This is a genomic window from Sorangium sp. So ce836 (genome assembly GCF_028553905.1).
GTDB lineage: Bacteria > Myxococcota_A > Polyangia > Polyangiales > Polyangiaceae > Sorangium > Sorangium cellulosum_D.
Genome location: NZ_CP102233.1, coordinates 14083168 through 14109904, shown reverse-complemented (window position 1 = coordinate 14109904; position 26737 = coordinate 14083168). Strand labels below are relative to the sequence as shown.

Genomic DNA, 26737 nt, shown 5'->3' with positions numbered 1-26737 from the left:
TGTTTCCCGCGATGGTGGCCCGCTCGAGGTCCTGATCATCACCCAGGGCTCGATGAGCACGCGGCAGCTGCCGGGCTCCGGGAGCGTCGTGCTGGGCAGGGACGAGGACGCCGGCATCTGCGTCCCGGACTCCTCGGTGTCGCGCCGGCACGCGGTGCTGCACCTCGGCCCGCCGCTCCGGGTCGAGGACCTCGGCAGCAGCAACGGGACCCGCGTGCGCACCCGGCACAGCAGCGCGGCGACCGAGCGCCTCATCGACGTCGGCAAGGACGCGCCCGCGCGCGGCGCCGTCGAGCTCGCGCCCGGCGACGTGATCTACCTGGGCGCCGCGCGCGTCATCCTCCGGCAGAAGGACGCCGAGCGGGGCGCGCGCAAGGACGTCATCGTCAAGGACGACGCGATGCGCGCCATCTACGCGCTGGCCGAGCGCGTCGCGAAGGGCCCCATCAACATCCTGATCCTCGGCGAGACGGGCGTCGGCAAGGAGGTGCTCGCCGAGTCGATCCACAAGGCGTCGCCGCGCGCGGGCCGGCCGCTCCTGCGCCTCAGCTGCGTCGCGCTCTCCGAGTCGCTGCTCGAGAGCGAGCTGTTCGGCCACGAGCGCGGCGCCTTCACCGGCGCCGTCCGGGCGAAGCCGGGGCTGCTCGAGACGGCCGAGGGGGGCACGGTGTTCCTTGACGAGATCGGCGAGCTGCCGCTCTCGATCCAGGCCAAGCTGCTCCGGGTCATCGAGGAGCGGAAGGTGATGCGGGTCGGCGGCCTGACCCCCACGAAGATCGACGTCCGCTTCATCTCGGCGACGCACCGCAACCTCGAGGCCGAGGTGAGCCGCGGCGCGTTCCGGCAGGACCTGTACTTCCGGCTGAACGGCGTGACCCTCACCCTCCCGCCGCTGCGCGAGCGCCCCGGCGAGGTCCCGGCGCTGGCGCAGCTCTTCGCGGAGCGCACGGCGAAGGAGCTCTTCCCCAGCGAGGCCAGGGCCGCGGCCGTCCCGCTCTCGCCCGCGGCCCTGGCGGCGCTCGAGCGCCACAGCTGGCCAGGCAACATCCGGGAGCTGCGCAACGTGATCGAGCGCGCGGTGATCCTCGCCGACGGGGCGCCCATCGGGCCGGAGCACCTGCTCCTCTCCTCGCTGGCCGATCCCGCCCGTCCCTCGCATGAGCCTACCCTTCCGGCGCAACCGTCTCAGGCGCCCGCCCCGGCGGCCGCGTCCCCGAGCTCCCCGCAAGGGAATGCGAGGGGCGTGCCCGACGGCGCGAAGGGCGCGCTCGACGGCGCGGGCGCGGGCCCCACGCGGCTGCGCGACGCCATGGAGGCCCACGAGCGCGAGCGCATCGTCCAGGCGCTCGAGCAGTGCATGGGCAACCAGACGCGCGCCGCGGCGCTGCTCGGGATCTCGCGGCGCACGCTGGTCGAGCGCATCCGGGTGTACGGGCTGCCGCGGCCGCGCAAGGCCTGAGCGTCGCCTCAGCGTTGCGCGAGCCGCCGCGCAAGTCGCGCGAGGGCTCGCTCAACCGCGCGCCCGCGCGCGCAACGCCTCAGGCGGGCGTCTCGCGACGCGTGAGCGGGGCGAGCTCGATCCCGAGCTCCGTGGCGAACCGGAAGATGCGCTCGTCGCGGTAGAACTCGCCGAAGACGACGCGCGAGATGCCCGCGTTCGCCATCATCTTGAAGCACCCCCAGCACGGCGAGGCCGTGACGTAGACCATCGCGCCTTCGATCCGCACCCCGTTCCGCGCGGCCTGGATGATCGCGTTCGCCTCCGCGTGGATCGTGCGCACGCAGTGGCCGTCCTCGATGAGGTGCCCCTCCTCGTCGCAGTGGGGCAGCCCCCGGATCGAGCCGTTGTACCCGGTCGCGAGGATGCTCTTGTCGCGCACGATCACCGCGCCGACGTGCTTCCGGTCGCAGGTCGCCCGGGACGCGACGACCTCGGCGATGCGCATGAAGTATTCATCCCACGAAGCCCGGTGAGTCATCGCTCGTCTCCACGGCGGGGATCCGCGCCCGCTGCCCCCTCGGTGCCGAGGCTCGCGCCCGCTGTCCCCTCCAGAATGTTCAGGGATCCGCCCTCCGGTCCCCGCGCGAGGAGGCCCGGCGGCGCGCGCTCGCGGCCCTGGCCGAGCCGCGCCGCGCGCCCTGCGGGCGCTTCTATCACGATGTCGGGCGCCGCGGGGCCCCCTCCCGGACGGGCGACCGCGCGAGGCGCCTCGACAGCGAGGGCCGCCGCGTGGTAGCGCGCGTGCGTGAGCTCCACTGCCAAACCACGCCGGTCAGATCGCCGCATCCTCGTGCTCGGCTCGGGGGGGCGCGAGCACGCCCTCGCGCGCGCGCTCGCCCGATCGCCCTCGGTCGCCGAGGTCATCGTGGCGCCCGGGAACGCCGGCACGACGGCGCAAGGCGGCCCCGGCCGCGCCCCGATCCGCCGCGCCGACCTCGCCTCGCTCTCGCCCGACGAGGCGACCCGGCTCGCCGTCCGCGAGCGCGCCGACCTGGTCGTCGTCGGCCCCGAGGCGCCGCTCTGCGCCGGCGTCGCCGACGCGCTCGCCGCCGCGGGCGTCGCCGTGTTCGGGCCGAGCCGCGAGGCGGCGCGCCTCGAGGGGTCGAAGGCGTTCCTCAAGGAGTTCGCCGCCCGCCACCGGATCCCGACCGCGCCGTTCCAGATCGCGCGCTCCTTCGACGAGGCGGCCCGCATCATCCGCGAGCGCGGCGCGCCCATCGTCGTGAAGGCCGACGGGCTCTGCGCCGGCAAGGGCGTCGTCGTCGCGGCGACCGTCGACGAGGCGCTCGCGGCGGCGAAGGACATGCTCGTGGATCGCCGCTTCGGCGACGCCGGCGCGACCGTGATCCTCGAGGACGCGATCGTCGGCGAGGAGGCCAGCCTGCACGCCCTCAGCGACGGCGAGGCGATCTTCGTCCTGCCGGCGGCGCGCGATCACAAGCGCGTCGGCGAGGGCGACACCGGGCCGAACACCGGCGGCATGGGCGCGTTCGCGCCGAGCGCCCGCGTCACCCCCGAGCTCACCGCCCGCGTCGAGCGCGAGATCCTCCGGCCGACGATCGACGGCATGCGGGCGGAGGGGAGGCCCTTCCGCGGCGTGCTGTTCGCGGGCCTGATGATCACGCCCGCGGGGGACCCCATCCTGCTCGAGCACAACGTCCGCTTCGGCGATCCCGAGTGCGAGGCGCTGATGGAGCTCCTCGAGGGCGACGTCGCCGAGCTCTGCGCGTCGGCCGCGGCGGGCGCGCTCGACCCCGGGGCGGCGCGCGTCGCCCCCGGCCGGCACGCGCTCACCGTGGTCCTCGCGGCGCGCGGCTACCCGACGGCGCCCGTGGCCGGCGACGTCATCCGCGGCCTCGACGCCGCGGCCGCGGTCGAGGGCGCCTTCGTCAACCACGCGGGCACGGCGGAGCGGGACGGCGCGATCGTGACCGCAGGGGGCCGCGTGCTCGCCGTCACCGCCGCGGGCGACTCGCTCGCGGAGGCGCGGGAGCGCGCGTTCCGCGCCGCGAGCGCCATCGACTTCGACGGCAAGGTGCTCCGCCGCGACATCGGGGTGGACGGAGCGCGCGCCGCCGGGTGAGGCGCGGCGCCCGCGCGGCGCCGCGCTTGACCCTCGGCCGCCCGTCGTGCCTATCGTCTCACAGGGCGCGCCACCGCCGCCCAGGCCGTCCGCCGGGGTGCGCGCGGCGACGCGGCTTGCCGGAGAGCGCATCGGCCACAGAGAGACGGGGGGCGGCGCTGCGCCGCTCCCGACGCGAGAGCGCGACACCATGGAGCCCATCGTCGATCTTGCCCCGGGCGCGGAGGACAACGCCCTCGCCGCCCACTTCGGCCGGCTCATCCGCGAGCACCTCGGCCGCGATCCGAGGCGCCTGTCCGATTTCCGGGCGCTGCGCGGCTCGGTGCTCGTCGTCGCGCAGGACACCGCCACGTCGATGACGATGCGCTTCGATCACGGGCGCCTCACCATCCACGACGGCGCCATCGGCATCCCCTCCGTCACGTTCTGCGGCGACGAGGCGGCGCTGCTCCGGCTCCCGGACATCGCGTTCCACCGCTGGCTGAGCTTCCCGAAGCTCGGCCTCTTGCACCGCCGCCAGAGCGGCCCCCTGCGCGAGCTCGCGCGGCTCGTGGCCAGCGGAGACCTCAAGATCTACGGCCTGCTCGCCCACCCGCGGCTCATCCTCACGCTGCTCCGGGTCCTCTCGAGCCACCGCTGAAGTCCGACCAGGTCGATCGCGCAGCGCCCGCCGGTGTGATACTGTACGACGGTAACGGACTTCACCGTCCGCGTTCAACGGGCGTTCTTGTGGGCTTGCAAACCTTTGCAACGCGGCCCAGAAGCTGGCTTTTGACGGCCTGTTGGGCTGTTGGTATGGCTCGATCATGGGCATCCGATTGCGCTACCTCGCCCACGATCTCGAGGTGCCGCTCGGCGAGTTCTTCATCGGACGGAGCGCCGACTGTCAGCTGTCGCTCGACGACCCGCTGGTGTCGCGCAGGCACGCGCTCTTGACCGTCGGCGAGGGCGGCGTCGCGATCGAGGATCTCGGCAGCCGCAACGGCGTGCTCATCAACGGGACCCGGATCACGGGCCGCCAGATCCTGTCGGACGGCGACAAGATCGCGATCGGGGGGCAGGAGATGTTCCTGCTCGGGGCGATCGAGCCGAGCTCGACGCACTCGCCGCGGAGCGCGCCGCTGTGGACCCGGCAGCAGAACGCGCGCACGGTCGACATGAGCGAGATGTCCTCGGGCGAGGACGACGGCGCGACGGCGATCGCCTCGCGCAGGTCGCTGCCCGGGCTGATCCCGCAGCACCCCGACAAGCGCGTGCACGCGCTGAGCCTCATCGGCAGCGTCGCCGACAAGGCGCTCGCCCTGGGGCGGGTCGACGAGGCCGAGCGCATCCTCCAGCGCTCGCTCAACGACATCCTCACCAAGGCGCGGGAGGGGGGCGTCGGCGCCGTCCAGCCCGAGCTGGTCGAGAAGGCCAGCACGTACGCCGCCCGCCTCGCCGCCGCCACCGGCCGGGGGTCGTGGATCAACTATATTTTCGAGCTGAACACGCGGCTCGAGCTCCTGCTCCCCGCCTACCTCGTCGATGAGCTGTATAGTGTCCTGCGCAAGGTGAAGGCCGTCGACATGTCCATCCTTCGTGGCTACGCGAAGCGGCTCCGCGAGCGTGCGGGAGAACGTACCCCGGCGGAGCGGTTCATCCTCCAGCGAATCGAAGGGCTCGAGCGCCTCGGCGCACTGAAATAGACCATGCCTTTCCGCCTCCGGTACTTGGCGCACGATTTCGAGCTCCCCGAAGGGCCCTTCGTGATTGGCCGGAGCGGCGACTGCCAGCTCTCGCTCGACGATCCGCTGGTGTCCCGGCGCCACGCCACGCTGCAGGTGCGCAGCGACGGCGTGGCCGTGCTCGATCTCGAGAGCAGGAACGGCGTGTACGTGAACGGCACGCGCATCTCCGGCCAGCGCGAGCTGGTCGACGGCGACCGCATCATCATCGGCAGCCAGGAGATGCTGCTCTACGGCGGCGAGGAGTCGCGGCCCCACGACGCCTACGGGGTCGAGTTCCGGCGCGCGACCGCGACGCTCGGCGCGATGGCGCTGACCGAGATGCGCAAAATGTCGGACGACCCGACGGAGCTCACGAGCCCGACGGGCGACGGCGGCTCGAAGGGCTTCCAGTCGCTGCGCCTGCTCGCGAGCCTCGCCGACAAGGCGCTCGCGATGGGGCGGAGCGAGGAGGCCGAGCGCATCCTGCAGACCGTGCTGATCGACATCCTGAGCCGCGCGCGGACGAACGTGCCGCTGGAGATGCCGGCCGCGGAGCTCGCCGCGCGCTACGCGGCCCGCCTCGCGGGCGCGACGACCAAGGGCACGTGGGTCAACTACGCGTTCGAGCTCTTCACGATCGCGCGCCGCCCGCTGCCCGGCCCCGTCGTCGACGAGCTCTACACGGTGGTCCGCCGCGTGAAGTCGCTCGATATCCAGCCGCTCAGGATCTACCTCGACGACCTGCGCCGGATGGCTCCTTCGTTCGGTCCGACCGAGCGGTTCTTGATGCAGCGGATCGAGGGTCTCGAGCGGCTCGTCGCGGCGAAGTAGCCGCCGCCTCGTCGTCCGGCGCGGCGGTCGCCGGCGCGGCGGCTCGCGGTGACGCGCGCGGGCCCGGCGGCGCGGCTGCGCGCGCGGTCGCCCGAGAGGTCGCCGGCATCGACGACGTCGGCGGCGCCGGCGCCCGGGAGGGCTGCGGCGGGGCCGCGGCGGGGGCCGGCGGCTCGTTGCGAGGGCGCGCGCTCGCGCTCGCGCTCGCCTCTGCTTCCTGCCAGCCGAGGTTCCTCGCGGCGGCCTTCGCGATCGCGTCGCGCAGCTCGGAATCGGCGACCTTCCCGAGCTCCTGCCGCACCTCGACCGGGAGCGGCGCCTCCTTCGGCGCGGGGCGGACCTCCTCGCGCCACGGCGGGCGCGCGACCGGCTCCACCTTGCCGACGCGGAACCGGAGCGACTGCACCGCGAGGCCGCGCGCGCGGAGCTGCTCGGTGATCACGTCGCCGAGCATCGAGAGCTCCTGCGCCCACGTCGAGCTCGCCGCGCGGACGTGAAGGACGCCGCGCTCCAGCTTGAGCGGCCGCGCGCGCGCGGCGATCCGGGATCCGACGGCCGCCTCCCACTCGCGGAACGGCATCGGCGCGGTGTCGACCTCCGTCGGCGCCGAGAGCGACGACTCCCGCTGGATCAACGCGCCCAGCCGCTCGATGCCTCGGGTCCGACGCGACATGCGCGCCGAGCGTAGCAGCCCGACGGCGGCTTGTTCCGGCGGACCGCGGCGTTCAGGATCGCCCGACGTCACGGACGGCCGGCCCCCGCCGCGCCGTGGCCCCGCCGCGCGCCGCGCGACGAAGACAGCCGACGGTCGACCGCAGGCGCCCTCACCCCGCCGGAACGGCCCGGAGCCGCAAGCGCGTTCACCAGCAGAAGACGAGCCCCGCGCAGAGGCGCCTCGTCCAGGGATTCCGCATCGGTACCGAAGGTGGGACTCGAACCCACAAGCCCGTGAGGACAGCGGATTTTGAATCCGCCGCGTTTGCCATTCCGCCACTTCGGCTCAGCGCTCCGAGGAGCGTGCGCTCCGGGAACCGTAGATCACCCGGCGCGATCCTGGCAACGGTCGTCGACGGTCTGACAACGGTCCGAGAGCGATCGAAGCGCGGTCCAGGCGCGGCGAGGCGCGCGCGAGCGACGGGCGAGGCGCGGCGAGGGCGCGCGGCGGCCGCGGATCGCGGCCGCGCGGCGCGAGATCACACCACGAAATCCAGCATCTGGAGGCGCGTCAGGTAGTCCTGGAGCGCGGCGGCGTACTCGTCGATCAGGAGATCGAGCCGCACCACCGCGCCGTGATCGTCGATCGCGTCGACCGTCCCGCTCACCGGGATCTCGCGCGCGGGCAGGATGAGCACGCCGCTCCAGTGCGCGCCCTTCTCGGCGTCGCGGAGGCCGGCGAGGCGCAGCCAGCCGTCGGAGAGCTCGACCACGGGGACGAGCGCGCCGCTGTCCAGGCGGACGGAGCTCTTCAGCGTGTGCGCCGGCTCGACCATGTAGTGCGAGCGCCGGTTCTTCTCGATGAGCTCCTCGAGCGTCGCGCAGATGACCTTGCTGAGCGGCGTCTCCTCGCTGTCGAGCACGAGCTCGAGCAGCCGCTTCATCGCCCGCTGCGTGCGGATGAGGTTCGCGCGGACCTCCTCGAGCCGCCGCGCGTCGCGGCGGATCTTGCCGGCCACGACGTTGAGCAGGTTGTTGTAGAACGGGTAGGCGACGTCGCCGTGCTCCTCGAAGAAGTCCTGCAGCGCGGCGACGCCGATGCGCCAGATCTCCGAGGGCTGCGTGGTCACCGCGGTCGTCGTCCGCCGGAAGCCGGTGAGCGCGCCGAGCTCGCCGATCGGCGAGATGGGGCTCAGGCGGAAGCGCGTCTCGCCCCCCTCGAGCAGCGCGACCTCGCCCTGGACCAGGAGGAACAGGTGCGCCGGCGCGCTCCCGGCCTCGAAGAGCACGTGGCCGGACGGGACCTCCTGGCGCTGGAACGCCCTCATCAGCTCGTCGAGGTGGTCCTCCGTGATTCTCTCGAACAGGGGGATCGCGTGCAGGTCGGAAGGACGGACCGCCATGGGGTGACACTCCTCTTCAACGTGGGTCGGGCCCCGCGTCCGCGGCGTTGCGAGACACGGATCCATGCGGCGCGCACGGGCTCGGCGTGGACCGCGGGGAGGGGCATCCTACTCCAGGTCCCGTCGCGAGGAAGAGGGATGGCCGCCTCGCCGAGCGGCGCGCGCCCGCGGAAGAGGCTTGCCCGGCTGGCAGGATCGGGTGGGTGCCGGTAACGTCGCGTGGGTGATGTCGTCCGTTCGTCAAGGGCTCTTCGCCGCGATGCGCCTCCTGCCGCTGCGGCTCCTCGCGCTCGGCCTCGCCCTCGCCGTCGTCGCGTGCGGCTCCGCGCCCTCGGCGGCGCCGGTCGGCGCGGAGGCGCCGCCGCCGCCGAAGCCGCGCAACGCGGCCGCGATCGCGCAGTCGATCGCCGGGGGGAAGGTCTCGGTGCTCGTCTTCGCCGACCGGACCCGGGGCCACCCGATCATGGCGCGGCTCGCGGCGCTCGACCTGTGGGGCCCCGTGCTCGCCGGCACCGGGCTCGATCCGGAGCGGGACCTCGAGCGCGCCTTCGTCACCGCGCCGCGCGCGGACGCGGCCCACGAGGCGGTGATCGTCCTCGAGCACAACGTGCCGCCGGAGCGGCTGGAGGCGGGGCTCGACACGCTCCTCTCGCGCAGCCAGCCGCCGGGCGCCGAGGAGGGCGGGCTCGGCGTGCCGGCCGTGCGCGTGACCCTCAAGGGGCACACCCGCGTGGTGGCGACCGTGGAGCCGAACTTCCTCGTGGTGCTGCCGGTCTCGCGGGCGCGCGAGGCGCGGCGCTTCATCGGCACGGGCGGCTTCCCCGATCCGGTCGGCGAGGAGGCCGCGCTCGCCGCGGCCATCGACCCGGCGCGGACGCTGCGGGGGCCGCGCGAGGCGCCCCGCGTGCCGCCGACGCTGAGATCGCTCGAGGCCGCCGTGACGCTGACCAAGGACGGCGGCGCCACGGTCGCGCTCGACGGGGCGAGCGCGAGCCCCGAGGACGCCGCCCGCGACGCGGCCTTCCTCAACGAGGAGATCGAGCGCGCGACCTCGTTCCGCATCGCGGTCGTGACGGTCCGGGTCGTCGACCCGGTCGAGTTCTTCGCCGAGGGAGACCGGGTGAAGGCGAACCGGCGCGTGACGCCCGGGGAGATCGACAAGCTCTTCGCCCTGCTCAGCGCCGTGCTGCCGCGCTAGGCTGCCGCCCGATGCGACTCGTCAAGATCGGAATCGCCAACGTCAACGCGACCGTCGGCGCCGTCCGCTCGAACACCGACCGGTGCCTCGCGCTCGCCCGCTCGATGGCGCGCGACGACGTCACCCTGGCGGTCTTCCCGGAGCAGGTGATCGGCGGCTACGCGTCCGAGGACCTCGTGCAGTGGCCCGCGTTCATCGCGAGCCAGCAGCGCGAGCTCCGCCGCTTCGCCGAGGAGACCGCGTCGCTCCGCACCGTGTTCGTCATCGGCGTGACCGTCGGCGTGGGGGGCGACCTCTTCAACGCCGGCGCGGTCGTCCACGCCGGCCAGGTGCTCGCCTTCTCCCCGAAGGAGAAGCTGCCCACGTACAACATCTTCTACGAGGCGCGCACGTTCTCGCGCGGCATGCCGTTCATGGAGCTCGACGCCGACGGCGTGATCTGCGGCGACCGCATCCTCGCCTTCGATTTCGGGACGATCGCCGTCGAGGTGTGCGAGGACATCTGGTCGCCCGATGGGCCGATGCGGCGCCGCTGCTACGCGGGCGCCGAGATCATCTGCAACATCTCGGCGTCGCCGTTCCGCGCCGGGGTGACGGGCACCCGGCGCGAGATGATCGCGACCCGCGCGGCGGACAACCAGTGCACCATCGCCTACGCGAACCTGGTCGGCGGCAACGACGGGCTCGTCTTCGACGGCGGCGGGTTCATCAACCAGAACGGCCGCCCGATGCTGGAGGCGCCGCGCTTCCGCGAGGGGTACGCCGCGGCCGTGGTCGACCTCGACCGGACGACGCGCTGCCGTCGCGAGGCGAGCACCTGGCGCAGCGACCTCGAGGAGTTCCGCCGCGCCTCCCCGCACATGGTGGAGGTCCTCCGGGCGCCCGGGCAGACCGCGGACCGCTCGCGGCTCGCCTATCCCGCCCCGCCGCCGGGCACGACGCCGTTCTTGCCCTCGGCGGCGCTGCCGGCGATCTCGGCGCGCGACGAGCTGCTCGACGACTTCTACGAGGTGCTCGCGCTCGGCGTCGCCGACTACTACCGCAAGATCGGCGCCTTCAAGGGCATCGGCCTCGCGCTCTCGGGCGGCCGCGACTCGCTCCTCACGCTGCTCGTCGCCTGGCGCGCGGTGCAGCTCCTCCACCCGGGCCTCGAGGGCGAGGCGCTGCGGGCGCAGATGAAGGCGTCGCTCCACGCGTTCTTCATGCCGTCGCGCTACTCCAGCGACGCGACGCACCGGGCCGCCGCGCAGATCGCCGACGATCTCGGCGCCTCGTTCGCGGTGATCCCGATCGAGGACGCGTTCCCCCGGGAGCTCGAGGCCGCCCAGGCGATGGTCGGCGAGGGCCGGCAGCTCACCGAGCTCACGCGGCAGAACGTGCAGGCGCGCATCCGCGGCGGGCGCATGTGGAACTGGGCGAACACGAGCGGCGCGCTGTTCCTGCAGACGGGGAACATGAGCGAGAAGGCGCTCGGCTACACCACGGTGGGCGGCGATCTCGAGGGGGCGTTCAGCGTGATCGCCAACCTCCCGAAGACCGTGGTCATCGCCCTGATCGAGCGCCTCTCGCAGCGCTTCGGCTTCAAGGGGATCCAGCAGACGCTCGCCACGACGGCGGGGCCGGAGCTCGCCGAGAACCAGTCGGGGGAAGCCGAGCTCATGCCGTTCGAGGTCCTCGACGCGTGCCTCTACCTCTACGGCGCCGAGAAGCTCGCCGCCGACGAGCTGGCCGCGGCGCTCCCCAGCCTGTTCCCGGACAAGGACCCGGCGGCGCTGCGGGCGTGGGCCGAGAAGTTCGCGACCCTGTTCTCGAGATCGATCTTCAAGTGGGTGCAGGCGCCGATCGCGATCCACCTCGGCTCGCTCGATCTCGACCGGGAGCGCGCGCTGCAGCTGCCCGTGGTGCAGCGGACCGAGTGGAAGGGCGGCTGAGCCCCGCCCGGGCGCGCCCCGCGGCCGCCCTCGCCGCGCGGGGAGGCCAGCGCGTCAGTTGGGGGCCTTCTCGACCGGCGTCTGCGCCGCCTGCCGGCCGTCCTTCCCGTCCATCGGGGTGAGCTCGAGGATCTCGTGGCCAGGGGGCGCCGGCGGCGGGGCGGGGCGGATCGAGCCGTCGGCGGAGAAGCGCTCGAGCTCCTCGGTCACGCGGCGGAGGTAAGCCTGCTTGATGTGGAACGGCAGGAAGGCGCTCTTGAAGCCGGCCACGATGGTCGACTTGATCTCCTTCAGGCCGAATCCCATCTTCGTGTGGCAGTGCCAGAGCTCGTGCGACACCGTCGTGTCGGTGACGAGCCGGTTGTCGGTGTTGACCGTCACGCGCAGCCCGAGGCTCTGGTAGAGCTTGAGCGGGTGCGAGGCGAGGTCGCGCACGGCGCCGGTCTGCACGTTCGAGGACGGGCAGCACTCGAGCGGGATCCGGTGATCGTTGATGTAATGGAGCAGGCCCCCGTCCTCGCGCAGGCGGCAGCCGTGGCCGATCCGGTGCGCGCCGCAGACGTGCAGCGCCTGCGCGATCGACTCGGGGCCGTAGGCCTCGCCGGCGTGGATGGTGCAGTTGATGTTGTTCTGGCGCACGAGCTGGAACGCCGCCTTGTGGTGCTTCGCCGGGTGGTCGTACTCGGCGCCGGCGAGGTCGAATCCGACCACGCCGCGGCTCTTGTAGGCCACCGCGAGCTCCGCCATCTCCAGCGACGACTCCGGTGAGATGTTCCGGATGCCGCAGACGATGACGTTGCTCTCGATGCCCAGCGCGTCGCGCGCCGCCCTGAGCCCCGAGAGCACCGCCTCGACGACGCTCGTGAGGCGCAGGCCGAGGCGGGTGTGCAGCATCGGCGAGTAGCGGACCTCCATGTAACGGACGTTCTCGCGCGCGGCGTCCTCCGCGAGCTCGTAGGCGACGCGGTAGAGCGCCTCCTCGGTCTGGAGGACCCGCAGCGTGATGTCGAACGCCTTGAGGTACTCGACCAGCGAGCCGCAGTTCTGGCCCAGGTTCATCACCCGGCGCAGCTCCGACGGCTCGTACGTCGGGAGCTCGACGCGGTTGCTGCGGGCGAGGTCGATGATCGTCTCGAGGCGCAAGGAGCCGTCGAGGTGAACGTGCAGATCGGTCTTGGGTAGTTGCCGGAAGAACTCCAGCGGGAGCTTGCCGGCTAGCTCGGGATGATCACTCATGAGCTATTCTGTCACCCGCCGACCGGCCGCGAAAGGCGGCGGGCGGGCGCGGCGCGGCGCGGCTTACGGCGCCGCCGCCGACGACGGGGGCGCCGCGGCGGACCCGCCCGACGCGCCGCGCGAACGATCTCGGCTGCCCACGACCACGGCGGCCGCGGAGACGCCGAAGAGGGCGACGAAGAGCAGCGGGAGCGGCAGGCTGAGCGGATCTCCGGCGGCCTCGCGCCGCAGCGCATCGCGGAGGCGATCGGGGTTGTAGCCGACCACGAGCCGCCGCCCGACGTAGGTGGCGGGGAGCCCGCGCGCCTCCATCCGCCCATACAGCGCGACGTCCGCGTCGATCTTGGCCTGGGTCTCCGGCGCGGCGAGGCAGGCCTCGAAGCCGGCGGGGAGCCCGAGCGGCGCGAGGACGGACGCGACGCGGTCGTCCGTGAGCTTGCTGGGCGACGCGCTGTAGAGCAGCGCCGCGGCCTGCTCGCGCTTGTCCGGGGGCGCGCAGACGTAGGCCTTCGCCGCGGGGAGCGCGCCGGGGTGGCTGGGCAGCGGCACCATCTTGCGCACGTGGCGCAGCCGATCGCCGTAGGGCTCCTCCATCTGGCTCAGCTCGGGGTGCAGCCGGCGGCAGAAGGGACACTCGAAGTCGGTGAAGGCGACGACCGTGATCTTGCCGGGCTCCTGCAGCGCCGCGAGCTCCGGCGGGAGCGGCGGGATGACCGGGTAGCTGCCCCAGAGGAACGGCAGGCCGACCGCCGCCACGGCGGCCGCGCCCCACGCCGTGGTGGCCGGCAGCCCGCCCTGCGCGGCGCGATCGAACGCGGCGCGCGGCATGCGCCACGCCTGCCAGGCGACGAGCGCCGACGTGATCGCGGCGGCGAGGGCCGCGACGTCGACCGCGACGCACCACGCGCAGAACGCGCCGATCGCGAAGGCCTGCAGCCCGAGGAGCACGGTGGCGGCGAGGCCGCCGGCGGCCGAGGCCGCCGCGATCGCGACGTGGTGCCAGCGCTCCCGCGCGAGCAGCGAGGCGGCGAGGAGCGTGGTGAAGGCGGCGAGGCCGAGGTTCGGCAGCGGGACCCCGAAGAGCCGGCTGTACGGCGACACCCGGACGGCGAAGCAGCCCGAGCTGACGCCGCAGAACGCGGGGTCGCCGGCGTTCTGGTACTCGACCACGAGCGCCGCGCTCGCCGCGATGGCGACGAACAGCGCGAGCCGGAAGAGCGTGACGACGAACCGGGCGCGCCCGGCCTGCGCCTCGCCGGTCGAGGTCGCGGGCCCCTCGGCCTGGGTCGCGGGTCCGTCGCGGGGGGGCACCTCGGGGCCGGCCCGAGGCGCCTCCGCGGATTCACGCGCGCCGTGTCTGCCGCGCGCCGGACGCACCGCGAAGACGTTGCCCCTCCCGGCGAGGAAGACGAGGAGCATCAGCGCGAGGAGCAGGGCGATCGAGTTCAGCAGCATCGGTCCGTGGCGGCGCCAGAGGCGCGGGTTCGAGGCATACCGGACCCGGGCGGCGACAGCCAGCCAGAGGAGACTCGTGCTAGTCGAGTTTCATGCGTTCCCCATCTCGCGGAGATTCCCCGACGACCGGCTCCGGCGCGCGCCGCCGGGAGGCCGTGGTCGATCTGTTGTCGTCGTTCAAGCGCGCCCTGCACGCCAACGAGATCGCCGAGCGCCTCGGGGTCGAGCCGAGCCGCTACACGAAGCTGCAGCGGCTGCTCGAGGAACTATCGACGGAGGGGAGCATCGTCGCCCTCCCCGGCCAGCGGTTCCGCGTGAGCCGCCAGCAGGTCGAGGCGCGCGGCGCCGAGCGCGAGGGCACGCTGACCGTGCACCCGCGCGGCTTCGGGTTCGTGTCGCTCGGAGGGGCGGCCGAGGACGTCTACATCTCGCCCGAGGCGATGGGCGGCGCGCTCCACGGCGACACCGTCGCGGTGCGCATCGCGACGCGCTCGCGGCGCGGCGTGGAGGGGGAGATCGTCCGCGTGGTCAAGCGGCGCCACGCGCGCGTGGCGGGCGTGCTCAGGCGGCGAGGCAGGAGCGCCTGGCTCGAGCCGGACGACGGGCGCGTCCGCGGGCCGATCGTGATCGTGCCGCGCGAGCCGGGCGGGCCGCTCGCGCCGCCCGACGCGGAGGACGGCGCCGCGGCGGTCGTGTCGATCGCCCGCTTCCCGGACCTCCCCGACGAGAACCCGGAGGGCGTGCTCGAGGCGGTGCTCGGGACGCCGGGCGACCCGAACGTCGAGGTCGCCAAGATCCTGATGCGCGAGGGGATCGAGGAGGAGCATGCGAAGGAGGCGATCGCCGAGGCCGAGGCGTTCGGGGGCGAGGTGCCGGCCGAGGCGCTCGAGGGGCGCACCGACCTCACCCACCTGCCCATGCCGACGATCGACCCGGAGGACGCGCGCGACCACGACGACGCGGTCTGGGTGATCCGCGAGGACGACGGCTCGTACCGGGCCTGGATCGCGATCGCCGACGTGTCGCACTACGTGCGGCCGGGCAGCGCGCTCGACCAGGCGGCGCTCGGGCGGGGCAACTCGATCTACCTGCCAGATCGCGCGATCCCGATGCTGCCGCGGGCGCTGTCGTCGAACCTCTGCTCCCTCCTGCCGGGCGTGATCCGGCTCTGCCTGTGCGTCGAGGTCGAGCTCGACCCGACCGCGACGGTGCGGCGCGCCCGCGTCATCGAGGGGTACATCCGGTCGATCGCGAAGCTCACCTACCCCGGCGTGGCGCGCGCGCTCGGCTTCACGCCCGATCCGCCGCGCAGCCCGGAGGCCGAGGCGCTCAGGAACGACCTCCAGGTGATGTGGGACCTCGCCCGGCTGCTCCGCGGCCGGCGGATGCGGCGGGGCGCGCTCGACCTCGACCTGCCCGAGGCGAAGGTGGTGCTGGATCCGTCGACGGGCGCGCCGGTCGACGTGCAGAAGCGCAGCCACGACCCCGGGGTGGCGAAGGCCTACCAGCTCATCGAGGAGCTGATGCTCCTGGCGAACGAGACCTGCGCGCAGTTCGTGGTCGACCAGGGCATCCCCACCGTCTTCCGGTACCACGCGCCCCCGGACCAGGCGAAGCTCGAGCGCTTCGCGACGATGTGCGGGGAGCTCGGGCTCGCGTTCGATCCGGAGGACGCGGCCGATCCGAAGCGGCTGTCGTCGTTCCTGCGGAAGCTCGACGCGCACCCGCAGAAGCAGGTGCTGCACATGCTCCTGCTCCGCGCCATGAAGCAGGCGGTGTACGACGTGGCCAACGTGGGCCACTTCGGGCTGGCCTCGAGCGCGTACCTGCACTTCACCTCGCCCATCCGGCGGTACCCGGACATCACCGCCCACCGCGCGATCCGCGCGGTGCTGCGCGGCGAGCGCGTCGACCGGAGCGAGGCGGCGCTCGAGCGGCTGCGCGAGGCGGCCATCCTGGCGTCGGAGCGCGAGCGCAAGGCGATGGAGGTGGAGCGCGAGGTGGTCGACCTGCACCGCGCGCTGGTCATGCGCTCCCGGCTCGGGGACACCTTCGAGGGCACCGTGACGGGCATCGTGGGGACGGGCGTTTACGTCAACATCGAGGATCCCTTCGTCGACGTGCTCGTCCGCATGGAGTCGCTCGGCCCGGACGATTACGAGATCGACGACGAGGGGCTGCGCGTCATCGGCCGCCGGTCGGGGGACCGGATCGCGATCGGCGACGCGATGCTCGTGCAGATCGAGGACGTGGCCATCCTCCGGCGCACCATCTACGGCCGACGGCTCGCCGGAGACGCGATGTCGGACGAGCCGAAGCCGCGCCGGCAGCGGCGCGACGCGGACGCACGGACGACTCGTCGTGTCAAGGCCAGCAAGAGCACGAAGCCCGCCAAGGGCATGAAGGCCGGCAAGGGCGGCAAGGGCGGCAAGAGCGCCAAGGGGCGAAAGAAGCAGCGATAGCAGGGCGCCCGAGGGCAGGGCGATCCGCCGGCATTCCCGCCGGCCTTTGCCGCTCGGACGCACGAGCGCGCAATACCCATCGAGCCGCGCTCACGCGCGCGGACAAGCGCGCGAAACCTCCTCGAAATCACCGAGATAGGCCCTCGAAACCGACGAGGCCGGCCCGCGGCGCGCGCTGCTCGGTTCGCCCGCGGCGCGCGTCGACGCGAGATCCACAATCGCACATCCTCCGCGCCTCCTTCGAGCCTCCGTCGTGCCTCCGTCGTGCCTCCGTCGTGCCTCCGTCGTGATCAAGTCGCGACCAAAAGAGGGCGGGTCCCTGCATTTCCCTTGCGTTCAGAAAATCACTATGGTCTCAACTTATTCATTCTAGGAGAGAGGTAACCAATGCCGAAGCCGACGTATCCCGCCTACAACGCTGGTGACTTCCTGGTCGATTACGAGGAGAAGGTCTTCGAAGACGTCAAGGCGAAGCCGGGCGAGAAGGCGCTGGTCACGTTTCACACCGTGGCCTTCGAGGGTTCGATCGGCCTCGTCAACGTGCTGACGGCGATCCGCCTTCAGCGTAAAGGGTTTGAGACATCCATCTTGCTGTACGGCCCGGGCGTCACGCTGGGGCTGCAGCGCGGGTTTCCGAAGCTCGGCAGCGAGGCGTTCTCCGGGCACCTCGCCGTGAACCAGCAGATCGGGCGGTTCATGGAGGAGGGCGGCAAGGTGTACGCGTGCCGGTTCGCGCTGCAGGCGCTCTACGGCCACGGCGAGCACGCGCTGATCCCGGGAATCAAGCCCATCAGCCCGCTCGACGTGCTCGACATCCAGCTGATCCACCGCCGGGAGAACGCGTTCATGGTCCACTCCTGGACGCTCTGACCCGAGCGCCGTCCATGGAGTACAACCGCAAAGTCCGGGCGGCCGCGGTGCAGGCCAGTCCCGTCCTCGGCAGCAGGGACGGGACGACCGAGCGAGTCGTCGCCGCGATCGCCAGGGCCGCGAAGGAGGGCGCCGAGCTCTGCGTCTTCCCCGAGGCGTTCGTCCCGTATTATCCCTACTTCTCCTTCGTGCTCCCGCCGCCCGCCATGGGGAAGGAGCACATGCGCCTTTACGACGAGGCGGTCACCGTCCCCGGCCCGGTGACGCGGGCCGTGGCCGCCGCCGCGCGCGCGCACGGGGTGGTCGTGGTGCTCGGCGTGAACGAGCGCGATCACGGCACGCTGTACAACGCGCAGCTCGTCTTCGACAGGGACGGCGCGCTCGTGCTCCACCGGCGCAAGATCTCGCCGACCTACCATGAGCGGATGATCTGGGGGCAAGGCGACGGCTCGGGCCTCAGGACCGTGGACACCGCGGTCGGGAGGCTCGGCGCGCTCGCGTGCTGGGAGCACTACAACCCGCTCGCGCGGTTCGCGCTCATCGCGCAGCACGAGCAGATCCATTGCAGCCAGTTCCCCGGCTCGCTGGTCGGGTCCATCTTCGCCGAGCAGATGGAGGTGACCATCCGGCACCACGCGCTGGAGTCGGGCTGCTTCGTGGTGAACGCCACGGCCTTCCTGACGCCGGAGCAGGTCCGGGAGATCGCGCCGAACGAGCAGATCCAGGGCGTGCTGCGCGGCGGGTGCATGACGGCGATCGTGACGCCGGAGGGCGCGCACGCGTGCCCGCCGGTGACCGACGGCGAGGGGATGGCCGTCGCGGACCTCGACTTCGCCCTGATCACGAAGCGAAAACGGATGATGGACGCGGCGGGGCACTACGCCCGGCCCGACTTGCTGCGGCTTTGGATGGACACGGCAGAGCGACCGATGATGCTCGGCGCGGGCAGCTCCAAGGCCTCCTCCCTCGATCCTGCGGCGGTGGACCATGGATACCCAGACGCTGATCACCGAGCTCCAGTCGTTCGGCCTGAGGCTGGCTGAGGCCCCCGAGGGCGCCCCGGGCGCGGACGCCGCGGCGCCGGGCGAGCCCGCGCCGCCCGCGCCGCCGACGTCGGAAGGCGGCGAGGGCGGCCGCGCGGCGTGGACCTCGCGCCGCGGCGGGGCGGGGCCGACCCAGCACGTGGCGGCCACGCTCCGCGGCGCCACGGTGATGATCCCGATCCACACCGACCAGGCCGCGGCGTCGCCGTTCGTGGCGCGGATCGGGCGCGACGGCGCGGGCACCGTCGAGCGCGACGGCGACGAGCTCGCGCCCATCGCCCTCGTGAAGGCGCCGCGCTTCTACGCCCTCTCGACCAAGGACGGCATCCCCTACCCCAAGATCGCGCTCTTGCACGGGGCGGACGTCCTCGCCTCGACGGTGCTCCAGACGTGCATCCGGTACTCGGAGCGCGACAAGGCCTGCACGTTCTGCGCGATCGGGCAGTCGCTCGCGGCCGGACGCACCACCGCGAAGAAGACGCCGGAGCAGCTCGGCGAGGTCGCCGAGGCGGCGGCGCGGCTCGACGGGGTGCGGCACGTGACGCTGACCACGGGCACGCCGCGGTCGCCCGATCGCGGGGCGGCGCACCTCGCCGACTGCGCGCGCGGCATCAAGGCGCGCGTCGACCTGCCGGTGCAGGCGCAGTGCGAGCCGCCCGACGATTTCGCCTGGTTCGAGCGGATGCGCGCGGCCGGCGTCGACAGCCTGGGCATGCACCTCGAGGCGGTCGAGGACGAGGTGCGCGCGGCCGCGATGCCGGGCAAGGCCGAGGTGAGCGTGGCCCGGTACTTCGAGGCGTTCGAGGCGGCCGTGCGCGTGTTCGGCCGCGGCCAGGTGTCGACCTACCTCATCGCGGGGCTCGGCGACTCGCCGTCGTCGCTGCTCGACGCGAGCGAGCGGCTCATCGCGATGGGGGTCTATCCGTTCCTCGTCCCGCTCGTGCCCATCCCGGGGACGCCCGCGGCCGATCGCGCGCCGCCCTCGGGGGAGCTCATGCGGGCGCTCTACGCGCACATCGGCCCGCTGCTCGCGCGGGCGGGGCTGCGATCGACCGACGTGAAGGCGGGCTGCGCCCGCTGCGGCGCCTGCTCGGGGCTCTCGGGCTTCGAGGCCGAGGGCCGGGCCGCGGCGCCGCCGGACTCCGGCGCGGCATGGACACCAACCTCGGAGAGCTCCGATGACGCCTCAGTACAGCTTCGAGCTTGTGCAGACGCGGGACACGTATCTCGCGTACCTCCGCTTGCGCCGGGCCACCTTCTGCGACGAGCAAGGGCTGTTTAAGACGACCGACGAGGACGACTGGGACGCCTCGGCGTTCCCCATCGCGGCCGTGCTGCGCGGGGCGCCGGGCGGCGAGGCGGTCGTCGGCACGGTGCGCATCTACGAGGCGGAGCCCGGCCTCTGGTACGGCGGCCGGCTCGCCGTCGAGCGCGCCCACCGCAAGCAGGGCGTGGTCGGCCGCGGCCTCGTCCACAAGGCGGTCACCACCGCCCACGGCTGGGGGTGCCAGCGGTTCCTCGCGCTCGTCCAGGCGGCCAACGTGCCGTTCTTCGAGAGCATCCACTGGCGCTCCCTCGAGGAGCGGTCGTTCCGCGATCGCCCGCACCACCTGATGGAGGCCGACCTCGCGAGCTATCCGCCGAGCGACGAGCCCCGCCCGCCGCCCGGGCAGAGGTTCCGCTGATGCTCGCCGGCATCGCGGCCGAGCTGCGGGGCGCGCTCGGGATCCTCGCGAAGCGGGACGTGCAGATCCCGGCGCGGTATCTGTCCGGCGAGCCGGGCGCGGGCGGCGCGGGCGGCGCGATCGGCGCAGGCGACGCGATCGGCGCGGTCCATCGGCCCGCCGCGCTCGGCGACGACTGCGCGGCCATCCCCGACGGCGACGGCTACCTGCTCCTCGCCGCCGAGGGGATCTGGCCGACGTTCCTCGAAGGAGACCCGCGGTTCGCGGGCTACAGCGCCGTGATGGTCAACGTCAGCGACGTCTACGCGATGGGCGGCCGCCCCATCGCCGTGGTCGACGTCGTCTGGGGGACCTCGGCCGGCGCGCTGGAGCCGGTCTGGGAGGGCATGGTCGCCGCGTCGCGCGCCTACGGGGTGCCGATCGTCGGAGGCCACACGAGCGCGCGCAGCCCGTACAACGCCCTCGCCGTGGCCATCGCGGGGCGGGCGCGGCGGCTCATCACGAGCTTCGCCGCGCGCCCCGGGGACGTGCTCGTCGCGGCGATCGACCTGCGCGGCAGGATGCACGCGGAGCACCCCTTCTGGAACGCCTCGACGGGGACCGACCCGGCGCGGCTCCGCGGCGACCTCGAGGTCCTGCCCGCCCTCGCCGAGGCCGGCCTGTGCGACGCGGGCAAGGACATCAGCATGGGCGGCGTCGCGGGGACGCTGCTCATGCTCCTGGAGACGTCCGGCGTCGGCGCGGTGCTCGACGTCGCGGCCGTCCCGCGGCCGGGCGACGTGCGCGATCCGTCGCTCGCGCGCTGGCTGCTCGCGTTCCCGAGCTACGGCTTCCTGCTCAGCGTGCGCCCCGACGCCGCCGGCGCGGTCCTCGCGGCCTTCGCCCGGCGCGGCATCGCGAGCGCCGCGGTCGGCGCCGTCGACGGCTCGCGGCGGCTCACCCTCGAGGCCGCCGGCGAGCGGCAGACGCTCTGGGACCTCTCGGCCGAGCCGCTCACCGGCTTCGCGGGCGAGGGCGCGCGATGAGCGCCGGCGACGCGCCCGGCGCGCCGCTCTCGGTCGCGCTCCTCACCTACTCGACGAAGCCGCGCGGCGGCGTCGTGCACACGGTGGAGCTCGCGGAGGCGCTCCACGACCTCGGCGTCTCGGTCTGCATCTACGCGCTGAACAAGGACCAGGGCGGCTTCTACCGGCCGCCGCGCTGCCCCGCCGTCCTCGTGCCCGCCGCGCCCCCGCCGGAGGGGATCGACGCGGTCGTGCGGCAGCGCATCGCGGAGTTCGAGGCCGGGCTGCGCCGCCTCGGGGCGCGGCACGACATCTGGCACTCCCAGGACTGCATCAGCGCGAACGCGCTCGCCGCGCTGCGCGCCGAGGGGCGCGTCCCCCACTTCCTCCGGACGGTGCACCACCTCGACGACTACGACAGCCCCTACCTGCGCGCCTGCCAGGAGCGCTCGGTGCGCGAGGCGGACGCGTGCCTCGTCGTCAGCGAGGCGTGGCGGAGGACGCTCCGGGCCGATCTCGGCGTCGACGCGGCGATCGTCCCGAACGGCGTGAGCCTGCGGCGGTACTCGCCGGCGCCGGACGCGCGCGACGCGGAGCTCCGGGCGCGGCTCGACGCGACCGGGTCGCCGCTCTTCGTGACCGTGGGCGGCGTCGAGCCGCGCAAGAACTCGATCGGCCTGCTCAAGGCGTTCCTGTCGGTCCGGAGGCGGCTGCCCGGGGCCCAGCTGATCATCGCGGGCGGAGAGACGCTGTTCGATTACGCGCCCTACCAGCGCGAGTTCGAGGCGATCGCGCGGGAACACGGCGTCTTTCCCGCGCCCGCGGGCGCGCCTGCGGCGGGGGCACGGGCCGCGGGCGCGCCGCCGCCGCTCGTCCTCGCGGGCGTGCTCCCCGACGCGCTGATCCCGCCGCTCTACCGCCTTGCGGACGCGTTCGTATTTCCGTCCGTCCGCGAGGGGTTCGGGCTCGTCCTGCTCGAGGCGATGGCGTCGGGCGCGCCGGTGGTGAGCTCTGCTCAACCTCCCTTCACCGAGTTCCTCCGAGACGGGGAGAGCGCGCTGCTCGTCGATCCCTCGAGAACAGAGGATCTCGCGGCCGCGATGGAGGCTATCCTGGAGGGAGGCGTGAGGCGGCGCCTGCGCGCGGCGGCGATCGAGGCCGCGGCGCGGTACACGTGGGAGCGCTCGGCGCGCATCGCGGCCGGCGTCTACCGCGAGTTCCTCGGATCCCGCCATAACTAGGACGAGCGACGTATGCCGGAGATGCGCTTCGTGATCGAGTGGCCGAGCGGCGAGCAGCAGGTCTGTTACTCTCCGTCGCTCGTCGTGAAAGAGCACCTCGACGTCGGGGAGAGCTACTTCATCGACGATTTCGTGTCGCGTTGCCGGAAGGCGCTCGAGATCGCGAGCGAGCGGGTCCTCAAGAAGTACGGGTTCCCCTGCAGCCTGGCGCGGGCGGAGGCGGCGCGCATCGCGAGCGCGGCCGCGCGATTCCGCGGCCAGAGCGGGGCCAAGGTCCGGGTCCTCAAGTTCGTCGAGTGACGGAAGGAGCACGGTATGGTGTCGAAGTCGAAGATGGAGCGCCTCCTCAGCGAGCGCCAGTTCCTCGTGTCCGCCGAGCTGACGCCACCGCGTCACTACGACCTGGAAAAGCTCTTGAAGCACGCCCGAAACATGGCCGGGTGCGTCGACGTGGTGCAGATCAACGATCACCTGCTCTCCCAGGCGCGCTGCGCCAACATGGCAGTCGGCCATTTCGTCAAGCAGGAGGGGCTCGAGCCGGTGCTCCAGTTCTCGCTCCGCCACAAGAACAGGATCGCGCTCCAGGGCGACCTGCTCGGGATGGCGGCGCTCGGGCTCTCGAACATCATCATCCTGGGCGGCTATCCGTGCGCCATCGGCTCGGATCCCGACGCCAAGGAGGTGAGCGACGTCGACAGCTATGCGGCGATCGAGCTGACCCGCCGGATGACGCGCGAGGGGAAGCTCTACAATGGAGACGTCATCTCGCCGGCGCCCTACTTCCACGTCGGGACCATCGATTTCCCGTGCGCGGAGCAGGCGATCGCCGGGGCGATGGACCGGCTCAGCGCGAAGATCGACGCGGGCGCGAGCTTCATCCAGGTGCAGGCGGTGTTCGAGCTCGCGCCGATGCGCCGCTGGATGGCCGCGGTGGTCGAGCGCGGGCTCCACGAGCGCGCGCACTTCATCGCGGCGATCTTCCCGTTCGCCGGCGTGGACCGGCTGAGCTTCTTGCAGAAGGTGCCGGGCCTCGTGGTGCCGGATCACCTGATCGAGCGCGTCCGCCGGAGCGGCGACGCCGAGGGGGAGAGCTACCGGATCACGCTGGAGCTCATCCGCGGGCTCCGCGACGTCCCCGGGCTCTCGGGCATCCACATGCGCTCCATCGGCGCGGAGGACTGGGTGCCCCGGCTGGTCGAGGAGGCGGAGCTCCGGCGGGCGGCGTGAGCCGGGCGGCGTGAGCCGCTCCGGGCGGGGCTCACGCCTTGTGCGCGATCCAGAGCAGCGCGAGGCCGTTCATCCTGCGCTCGCGGCGATCGATCTCGAAGCCCGTGCCGCTCAGATCGGCGCCGAGGCGGTCCTCGGTGTGGCGGTAGGTGACCTCCGCCGCGTCGGCCCACGCGAGCATCGCGTGCGCCGTCGGCGGGTTGTACCGGTGGCCGCGCAGGTAGCCGGCCATCGCGACGCGGTTCATCACGGGCGCGGGCTCCAGGAGCGCGAGGCGGCCGCCCGGGCGGAGCACGCGCGCCGCCTCCGCGAGCACCGGGCCCGGCTCGGGCACGTGCAGGAGCAGGTTCGACGCGGTCACCACGTCGAACGAGGCGTCGGGGAACGGGAGCCGCGTCGCGAGCGCCTCCCGGAAGGTCACGTTGTCGAGGCCGAGCGCCTTCGCCCGCTGCGCGGCGCGCTCGATCATCGCCGCGGTCGCGTCGATCCCGACCGCCTCGTGACACCGGCGCCCCATCTCGCGCGTCAGGCGGCCGGTGCCGCAGCCGAGGTCGAGGCACCGCTCCTCCACGCCCGGATCGACCAGCGTGACGAGCTCGTCGATGAGCGTCGCGTACGGGCCCTCCGCCTGCATGCGATCGAAGAAGTCGACCAGCTCGTGGAACGGGGTCGCCTGCTCCTTCGCCGCGTACCGATCGCGCCACCGCCAGACGTCGTCGAGCGCCTGGTACGTGCCCCGGTAGTACAGGAGCGGCGCGCCCGCCTCGCCCCGGCCGGACGAGAGCGCGCGGCCGACATAGATGATGTGATCGCCCCCGTCGTACGCGTGCTCCACCTTGCAGTCGATGAAGGCGAGCACGTCCTTGAGGATCGGGCTGCCGGACTCGGCCACGTGCGCCTCGGTGAGCACCGCCTGCCGATCGATGTCCGTCCCCTTGCCGGCGAACAGGTCCGAGATGTCCCGCTGCTGCTCCCGCAGGATGTTCACCGCGAAGACGCCCGACGCCTCGATGGCCGCGCTCGTGCGCGAGCGCCGGTCAGCGCAGAACAGCACGAGCGGCGGATCGAGCGAGACGGCGCTGAACGAGTTCACCGTCATCGCCTGCGGCGTGCCGTCCTGCACCGTGGTCACGAGCGTGATTCCGGTCGCGAACTGGCCCAGCACCTTCCGGAACTCCGCGGGATCGAAGAGCATAGGCCATAGTACGCGCTCGGCGAGCACCCGGGATCCAGGATCTGCGCCGCGCGCGCGCTCTCGTCCATCGCCACCCCGCGCGCACCTCACCCGGCGTCGCGCCGCGCGAGGTCCGGCGCGAACGCCGGTATGCAGAGGGCGAAGTACTCGCTCTCCTCGTCGAACGGGTTGCTGTAGCAGACGCGCTGATCGGGCTCCGTCCAGATGGCCTGCCCGGCGGAGAGATCGACCGTCTCGCCCGCGATCTCGACGCGCATGCGGCCGCGGATCATCAGCGTCAGCTCGCCGAACGTGGGCGTCTGCGCCGGCTCGCTCCACCCGGGCGGCGCCACCATGTGCGCCAGGCTGAACCCGTCCGTGCCGGTGTTCACGCGGCCGAAGAGCTCCTCGATCAGCTTGCCGCCCGGCACGGGGATGCGGGTGGCGGACGTGACGAGACGGTAAGGGCGCGCCATCGGGGACCTCCAGATCAGAACGCGCGCGTCCGATCGTCGGACACGCGGTAGAGCTGCATGAGCAGGTGGCGGCCGCCGTACGGCTGCAGGTAGCGGAGCGCCGCAGCCTTGTTCGCCACGAAGCGGTGATAGCGCCGCGCGGGCACGGCCACGAGATCGCCCGCGCCGACCCAGATCCGCATCCACTCGTCGTTCATGCAGCGGACGTCGTAAAGGGCCTGCCCCTCGAGGAAGAGCCGCACCTCGTCGCCGAGGTGGCAGTGCTCGTCCGCCTCCCGCGCGCTCTCCGCCTCGTCGCGAGGATTGCTCGTGTCGCGGCGGACCTCGTCGTGCTCCGTCCACCCGCGCTCCGCATGCACGCGCTGCAAGGCGAGCGCAGCTGCGCCCGGGTCGAACGTGCCGCACCGGATCCCTTCCGCCTGGAGCTCCGCCTCGGTGAACTCGATCTCGCCTTCAGCGCTCATTCGGATCGCACGCATGCGCACCCTCCGGGACTGGGCTCTTCGACCTCTGCGCGCGCGCGACGTCAAGACGCTAACCGCGTCCAAGCAGCCACATCAGACCTGCGATGCTGAGAGCCAGCACACCCAGCGCGAGCAACGCAATGAGCGCCTCGGTGAACCCCCACCCGCCGCCCTGCACGACGCGCGGCGCCGCCGCGGCAGGCCGCGCGAGCGGCGATAACGTGCTCGCGGAGGCAGGTGACGGCGTCGGCGTAGAAGTCGGCGAGGATGACGTCGCGGGCGGCTCCTCGGGCGAAGGAGGCTCGACGGCCGTATCAGGAGAGAGCGGCTCGCACGGGCTGCGCTCGATCTCCGCGAGCGCCTCGGCGGCCGGATGCTCGAACACCAGCCGATCGGCCGAGATCGCCAGCACCTGTCCAGGCCGCCACACCGTATCGAACTGAGGCACCGGAGCGCCGTCGAGCGAGGCGCCGGAGCGCGATCCGAGGTCCTGCACTGAGAATTGATCGCCCCTGCGCGTAATGGCCACATGGCGGCGGGAGACGTCCGGGTCGTCGAGGGTGAGATCGGCGTCCTTGGCGCGCCCGACGAAGTAGGGCCGCCCGGGCGCCTCCACGCGCAGCGTGCGGCCGAGGTCCGGGCCGTCCACGACGACGACGCGCGGCGTGGGATCCTCGCCCTGGGCGGCGAGGCCGCGGGCGACGAGCTCGAGGGCGAGCTCCTTGGCGGCCGCGGCGGGGGACGCCTTCGGGACCGCCGGCTCGATCCGGAACGCGAGCCACACGCGCCCGATGCGGATGCGGTCGCCGGTGCGCAGCGGCATGGCCGTGCGCGGGGCGATGCGCGTCTTGCCGAGGAAGGTGCCGTTCTCGCTGCCCTCGTCGAGGAGCAGGTAGGTGGCGCCGCGCTGCCGGATCGACGCGTGCCGGGGGCTCACGCTCGTGTCGGGGAGGCGGACCTCGCAGCCCTCGGCGCGGCCGAGGATGATGCGGGGCGCGTCCAGGGTCAGCGAGAGCTCGCCCTCCTTCCCCGCCCCGCCGGGCGAATCCCCCGCCCCGCCGGACGAGAGCACCACGATCGTTAGCGCCATCGA

At 73.0% G+C, this 26737-nt stretch carries 25 protein-coding genes and 1 tRNA gene; 16 read left to right on the top strand and 10 right to left on the bottom strand.

Annotated elements, in window-relative coordinates:
• The first annotated feature begins 52 nt into the window (after positions 1 to 52).
• On the top strand, positions 53 to 1459 hold the full coding sequence (locus NQZ70_RS51550) for a sigma 54-interacting transcriptional regulator (RefSeq protein WP_129582081.1): 1407 nt from the start codon (positions 53 to 55) through the stop codon (positions 1457 to 1459).
• A gap of 79 nt (positions 1460 to 1538) precedes the next feature.
• On the opposite strand, the gene NQZ70_RS51545 is transcribed toward NQZ70_RS51550, so the two are convergent.
• Positions 1539 to 1979: a dCMP deaminase family protein gene (locus NQZ70_RS51545; protein ID WP_129580783.1), complete on the bottom strand. Its 441-nt coding sequence runs from the start codon at positions 1977 to 1979 to the stop codon at positions 1539 to 1541.
• Positions 1980 to 2246: 267 nt separating this feature from the next.
• Here NQZ70_RS51545 and purD point away from each other — a divergent pair, with 267 nt between their 5' ends.
• From purD to NQZ70_RS51525, 4 genes are all read left to right on the top strand, one after another.
• Positions 2247 to 3584 (top strand): phosphoribosylamine--glycine ligase, encoded by a 1338-nt coding sequence (purD, locus tag NQZ70_RS51540; protein ID WP_237244836.1) that lies wholly within the window; start codon positions 2247 to 2249, stop codon positions 3582 to 3584.
• A gap of 190 nt (positions 3585 to 3774) precedes the next feature.
• Positions 3775 to 4224 (top strand): hypothetical protein, encoded by a 450-nt coding sequence (locus tag NQZ70_RS51535; RefSeq protein WP_237244835.1) that lies wholly within the window; start codon positions 3775 to 3777, stop codon positions 4222 to 4224.
• Between the two features lie 166 nt (positions 4225 to 4390).
• Positions 4391 to 5269, top strand: coding sequence for an FHA domain-containing protein (locus NQZ70_RS51530; protein WP_129580782.1), 879 nt, complete (start codon positions 4391 to 4393; stop codon positions 5267 to 5269).
• Between the two features lie 3 nt (positions 5270 to 5272).
• Positions 5273 to 6121, top strand: coding sequence for an FHA domain-containing protein (locus NQZ70_RS51525; protein ID WP_061626907.1), 849 nt, complete (start codon positions 5273 to 5275; stop codon positions 6119 to 6121).
• Here the strand turns inward: NQZ70_RS51525 and NQZ70_RS51520 are convergent.
• The 3 genes from NQZ70_RS51520 to NQZ70_RS51510 form a co-directional block, all read right to left on the bottom strand.
• Positions 6012 to 6794, bottom strand: a complete 783-nt coding sequence (locus NQZ70_RS51520) for a DUF721 domain-containing protein (RefSeq protein ID WP_129580781.1) — start codon at positions 6792 to 6794, stop codon at positions 6012 to 6014. The genes NQZ70_RS51525 and NQZ70_RS51520 overlap by 110 nt on opposite strands.
• 244 nt (positions 6795 to 7038) lie before the next feature.
• Positions 7039 to 7121, bottom strand: a tRNA-Leu gene (locus NQZ70_RS51515).
• 193 nt (positions 7122 to 7314) lie between these two features.
• Positions 7315 to 8178 (bottom strand): Crp/Fnr family transcriptional regulator, encoded by an 864-nt coding sequence (locus NQZ70_RS51510; RefSeq protein WP_129580780.1) that lies wholly within the window; start codon positions 8176 to 8178, stop codon positions 7315 to 7317.
• Between the two features lie 199 nt (positions 8179 to 8377).
• Between NQZ70_RS51510 and NQZ70_RS51505 the strand changes: the two genes are divergently transcribed.
• Together NQZ70_RS51505 and nadE are read left to right on the top strand one after the other, a co-directional pair.
• A complete protein-coding gene (locus tag NQZ70_RS51505; RefSeq protein ID WP_237244834.1) occupies positions 8378 to 9376 on the top strand; it encodes a hypothetical protein in 999 nt (332 codons plus the stop codon).
• A gap of 11 nt (positions 9377 to 9387) precedes the next feature.
• The gene (gene nadE, locus NQZ70_RS51500) at positions 9388 to 11307 is read left to right on the top strand and encodes an NAD(+) synthase (RefSeq protein ID WP_129580778.1); all 1920 of its coding nucleotides are present in this window, start codon (positions 9388 to 9390) and stop codon (positions 11305 to 11307) included.
• 54 nt (positions 11308 to 11361) lie between these two features.
• Here the strand turns inward: nadE and add are convergent, their stop codons facing one another.
• Complete coding sequence (gene add, locus NQZ70_RS51495; RefSeq protein ID WP_129580777.1) at positions 11362 to 12543, bottom strand: adenosine deaminase; 1182 nt, start codon at positions 12541 to 12543, stop codon at positions 11362 to 11364.
• 63 nt (positions 12544 to 12606) lie between these two features.
• Positions 12607 to 13998 carry a vitamin K epoxide reductase family protein gene (locus NQZ70_RS51490; protein WP_129580776.1) on the bottom strand — a complete coding sequence of 464 codons (1392 nt, stop codon included), beginning with the start codon at positions 13996 to 13998 and terminating at the stop codon, positions 12607 to 12609.
• A 92-nt stretch (positions 13999 to 14090) separates the two neighbouring features.
• Between NQZ70_RS51490 and rnr the strand changes: the two genes are divergently transcribed.
• The 9 genes from rnr to NQZ70_RS51445 all read left to right on the top strand — a co-directional run bounded on the left by rnr (position 14091) and on the right by NQZ70_RS51445 (position 23530).
• On the top strand, positions 14091 to 16460 hold the full coding sequence (gene rnr, locus NQZ70_RS51485; protein WP_237244833.1) for a ribonuclease R: 2370 nt from the start codon (positions 14091 to 14093) through the stop codon (positions 16458 to 16460).
• Between the two features lie 387 nt (positions 16461 to 16847).
• Positions 16848 to 17330: an MSMEG_0572/Sll0783 family nitrogen starvation response protein gene (locus NQZ70_RS51480; RefSeq protein ID WP_020742060.1), complete on the top strand. Its 483-nt coding sequence runs from the start codon at positions 16848 to 16850 to the stop codon at positions 17328 to 17330.
• A gap of 14 nt (positions 17331 to 17344) precedes the next feature.
• A complete protein-coding gene (locus NQZ70_RS51475; protein ID WP_129580775.1) occupies positions 17345 to 18373 on the top strand; it encodes a Nit6803 family nitrilase in 1029 nt (342 codons plus the stop codon).
• A complete protein-coding gene (locus NQZ70_RS51470; RefSeq protein ID WP_129580774.1) occupies positions 18318 to 19655 on the top strand; it encodes an MSMEG_0568 family radical SAM protein in 1338 nt (445 codons plus the stop codon). Before NQZ70_RS51475 ends, NQZ70_RS51470 begins: the two co-directional genes overlap by 56 nt.
• The gene (locus NQZ70_RS51465) at positions 19615 to 20058 is read left to right on the top strand and encodes an MSMEG_0567/Sll0786 family nitrogen starvation N-acetyltransferase (RefSeq protein WP_237244832.1); all 444 of its coding nucleotides are present in this window, start codon (positions 19615 to 19617) and stop codon (positions 20056 to 20058) included. The genes NQZ70_RS51470 and NQZ70_RS51465 overlap by 41 nt, the downstream gene beginning before the upstream one ends.
• Complete coding sequence (locus tag NQZ70_RS51460; RefSeq protein WP_129580772.1) at positions 20058 to 21083, top strand: sll0787 family AIR synthase-like protein; 1026 nt, start codon at positions 20058 to 20060, stop codon at positions 21081 to 21083. Before NQZ70_RS51465 ends, NQZ70_RS51460 begins: the two co-directional genes overlap by 1 nt.
• Complete coding sequence (locus tag NQZ70_RS51455; protein ID WP_129580771.1) at positions 21080 to 22303, top strand: MSMEG_0565 family glycosyltransferase; 1224 nt, start codon at positions 21080 to 21082, stop codon at positions 22301 to 22303. Before NQZ70_RS51460 ends, NQZ70_RS51455 begins: the two co-directional genes overlap by 4 nt.
• Before the next feature lie 12 nt (positions 22304 to 22315).
• Positions 22316 to 22603: an MSMEG_0570 family nitrogen starvation response protein gene (locus NQZ70_RS51450; RefSeq protein WP_129580770.1), complete on the top strand. Its 288-nt coding sequence runs from the start codon at positions 22316 to 22318 to the stop codon at positions 22601 to 22603.
• A gap of 15 nt (positions 22604 to 22618) precedes the next feature.
• Positions 22619 to 23530, top strand: coding sequence for a methylenetetrahydrofolate reductase (locus NQZ70_RS51445; RefSeq protein WP_129580769.1), 912 nt, complete (start codon positions 22619 to 22621; stop codon positions 23528 to 23530).
• Positions 23531 to 23561: 31 nt separating this feature from the next.
• On the opposite strand, the gene NQZ70_RS51440 is transcribed toward NQZ70_RS51445, so the two are convergent.
• The 4 genes from NQZ70_RS51440 to NQZ70_RS51425 form a co-directional block, all read right to left on the bottom strand.
• On the bottom strand, positions 23562 to 24725 hold the full coding sequence (locus NQZ70_RS51440) for a flavin reductase (RefSeq protein ID WP_129580768.1): 1164 nt from the start codon (positions 24723 to 24725) through the stop codon (positions 23562 to 23564).
• A gap of 86 nt (positions 24726 to 24811) precedes the next feature.
• The gene (locus NQZ70_RS51435) at positions 24812 to 25180 is read right to left on the bottom strand and encodes a cupin domain-containing protein (protein ID WP_129580767.1); all 369 of its coding nucleotides are present in this window, start codon (positions 25178 to 25180) and stop codon (positions 24812 to 24814) included.
• A gap of 14 nt (positions 25181 to 25194) precedes the next feature.
• Positions 25195 to 25644 carry a cupin domain-containing protein gene (locus tag NQZ70_RS51430; RefSeq protein ID WP_129582077.1) on the bottom strand — a complete coding sequence of 150 codons (450 nt, stop codon included), beginning with the start codon at positions 25642 to 25644 and terminating at the stop codon, positions 25195 to 25197.
• A gap of 70 nt (positions 25645 to 25714) precedes the next feature.
• Entirely contained in the window at positions 25715 to 26734 is a 1020-nt protein-coding gene (locus NQZ70_RS51425; protein WP_129580766.1) for an FHA domain-containing protein, read from the bottom strand.
• Between the last annotated feature and the right edge of the window lie 3 nt (positions 26735 to 26737).

Excerpts from the sequence above, each read along its gene's own strand:
- NQZ70_RS51550 (WP_129582081.1), top strand. The coding sequence starts at position 53 with ATGAGCACGCGGCAGCTGCCGGGCTCCGGGAGCGTCGTGCTGGGCAGG.
- NQZ70_RS51545 (WP_129580783.1), bottom strand. The coding sequence starts at position 1,979 with ATGACTCACCGGGCTTCGTGGGATGAATACTTCATGCGCATCGCCGAG.
- NQZ70_RS51535 (WP_237244835.1), top strand. The coding sequence starts at position 3,775 with ATGGAGCCCATCGTCGATCTTGCCCCGGGCGCGGAGGACAACGCCCTC.
- NQZ70_RS51530 (WP_129580782.1), top strand. The coding sequence starts at position 4,391 with ATGGGCATCCGATTGCGCTACCTCGCCCACGATCTCGAGGTGCCGCTC.
- NQZ70_RS51525 (WP_061626907.1), top strand. The coding sequence starts at position 5,273 with ATGCCTTTCCGCCTCCGGTACTTGGCGCACGATTTCGAGCTCCCCGAA.
- NQZ70_RS51520 (WP_129580781.1), bottom strand. The coding sequence starts at position 6,794 with ATGTCGCGTCGGACCCGAGGCATCGAGCGGCTGGGCGCGTTGATCCAG.
- NQZ70_RS51510 (WP_129580780.1), bottom strand. The coding sequence starts at position 8,178 with ATGGCGGTCCGTCCTTCCGACCTGCACGCGATCCCCCTGTTCGAGAGA.
- nadE (WP_129580778.1), top strand. The coding sequence starts at position 9,388 with ATGCGACTCGTCAAGATCGGAATCGCCAACGTCAACGCGACCGTCGGC.
- add (WP_129580777.1), bottom strand. The coding sequence starts at position 12,543 with ATGAGTGATCATCCCGAGCTAGCCGGCAAGCTCCCGCTGGAGTTCTTC.
- NQZ70_RS51490 (WP_129580776.1), bottom strand. The coding sequence starts at position 13,998 with ATGCTGCTGAACTCGATCGCCCTGCTCCTCGCGCTGATGCTCCTCGTC.
- rnr (WP_237244833.1), top strand. The coding sequence starts at position 14,091 with ATGCGTTCCCCATCTCGCGGAGATTCCCCGACGACCGGCTCCGGCGCG.
- NQZ70_RS51480 (WP_020742060.1), top strand. The coding sequence starts at position 16,848 with ATGCCGAAGCCGACGTATCCCGCCTACAACGCTGGTGACTTCCTGGTC.
- NQZ70_RS51475 (WP_129580775.1), top strand. The coding sequence starts at position 17,345 with ATGGAGTACAACCGCAAAGTCCGGGCGGCCGCGGTGCAGGCCAGTCCC.
- NQZ70_RS51470 (WP_129580774.1), top strand. The coding sequence starts at position 18,318 with ATGGATACCCAGACGCTGATCACCGAGCTCCAGTCGTTCGGCCTGAGG.
- NQZ70_RS51460 (WP_129580772.1), top strand. The coding sequence starts at position 20,058 with ATGCTCGCCGGCATCGCGGCCGAGCTGCGGGGCGCGCTCGGGATCCTC.
- NQZ70_RS51455 (WP_129580771.1), top strand. The coding sequence starts at position 21,080 with ATGAGCGCCGGCGACGCGCCCGGCGCGCCGCTCTCGGTCGCGCTCCTC.
- NQZ70_RS51450 (WP_129580770.1), top strand. The coding sequence starts at position 22,316 with ATGCCGGAGATGCGCTTCGTGATCGAGTGGCCGAGCGGCGAGCAGCAG.
- NQZ70_RS51445 (WP_129580769.1), top strand. The coding sequence starts at position 22,619 with ATGGTGTCGAAGTCGAAGATGGAGCGCCTCCTCAGCGAGCGCCAGTTC.
- NQZ70_RS51440 (WP_129580768.1), bottom strand. The coding sequence starts at position 24,725 with ATGCTCTTCGATCCCGCGGAGTTCCGGAAGGTGCTGGGCCAGTTCGCG.
- NQZ70_RS51435 (WP_129580767.1), bottom strand. The coding sequence starts at position 25,180 with ATGGCGCGCCCTTACCGTCTCGTCACGTCCGCCACCCGCATCCCCGTG.
- NQZ70_RS51430 (WP_129582077.1), bottom strand. The coding sequence starts at position 25,644 with ATGAGCGCTGAAGGCGAGATCGAGTTCACCGAGGCGGAGCTCCAGGCG.
- NQZ70_RS51425 (WP_129580766.1), bottom strand. The coding sequence starts at position 26,734 with ATGGCGCTAACGATCGTGGTGCTCTCGTCCGGCGGGGCGGGGGATTCG.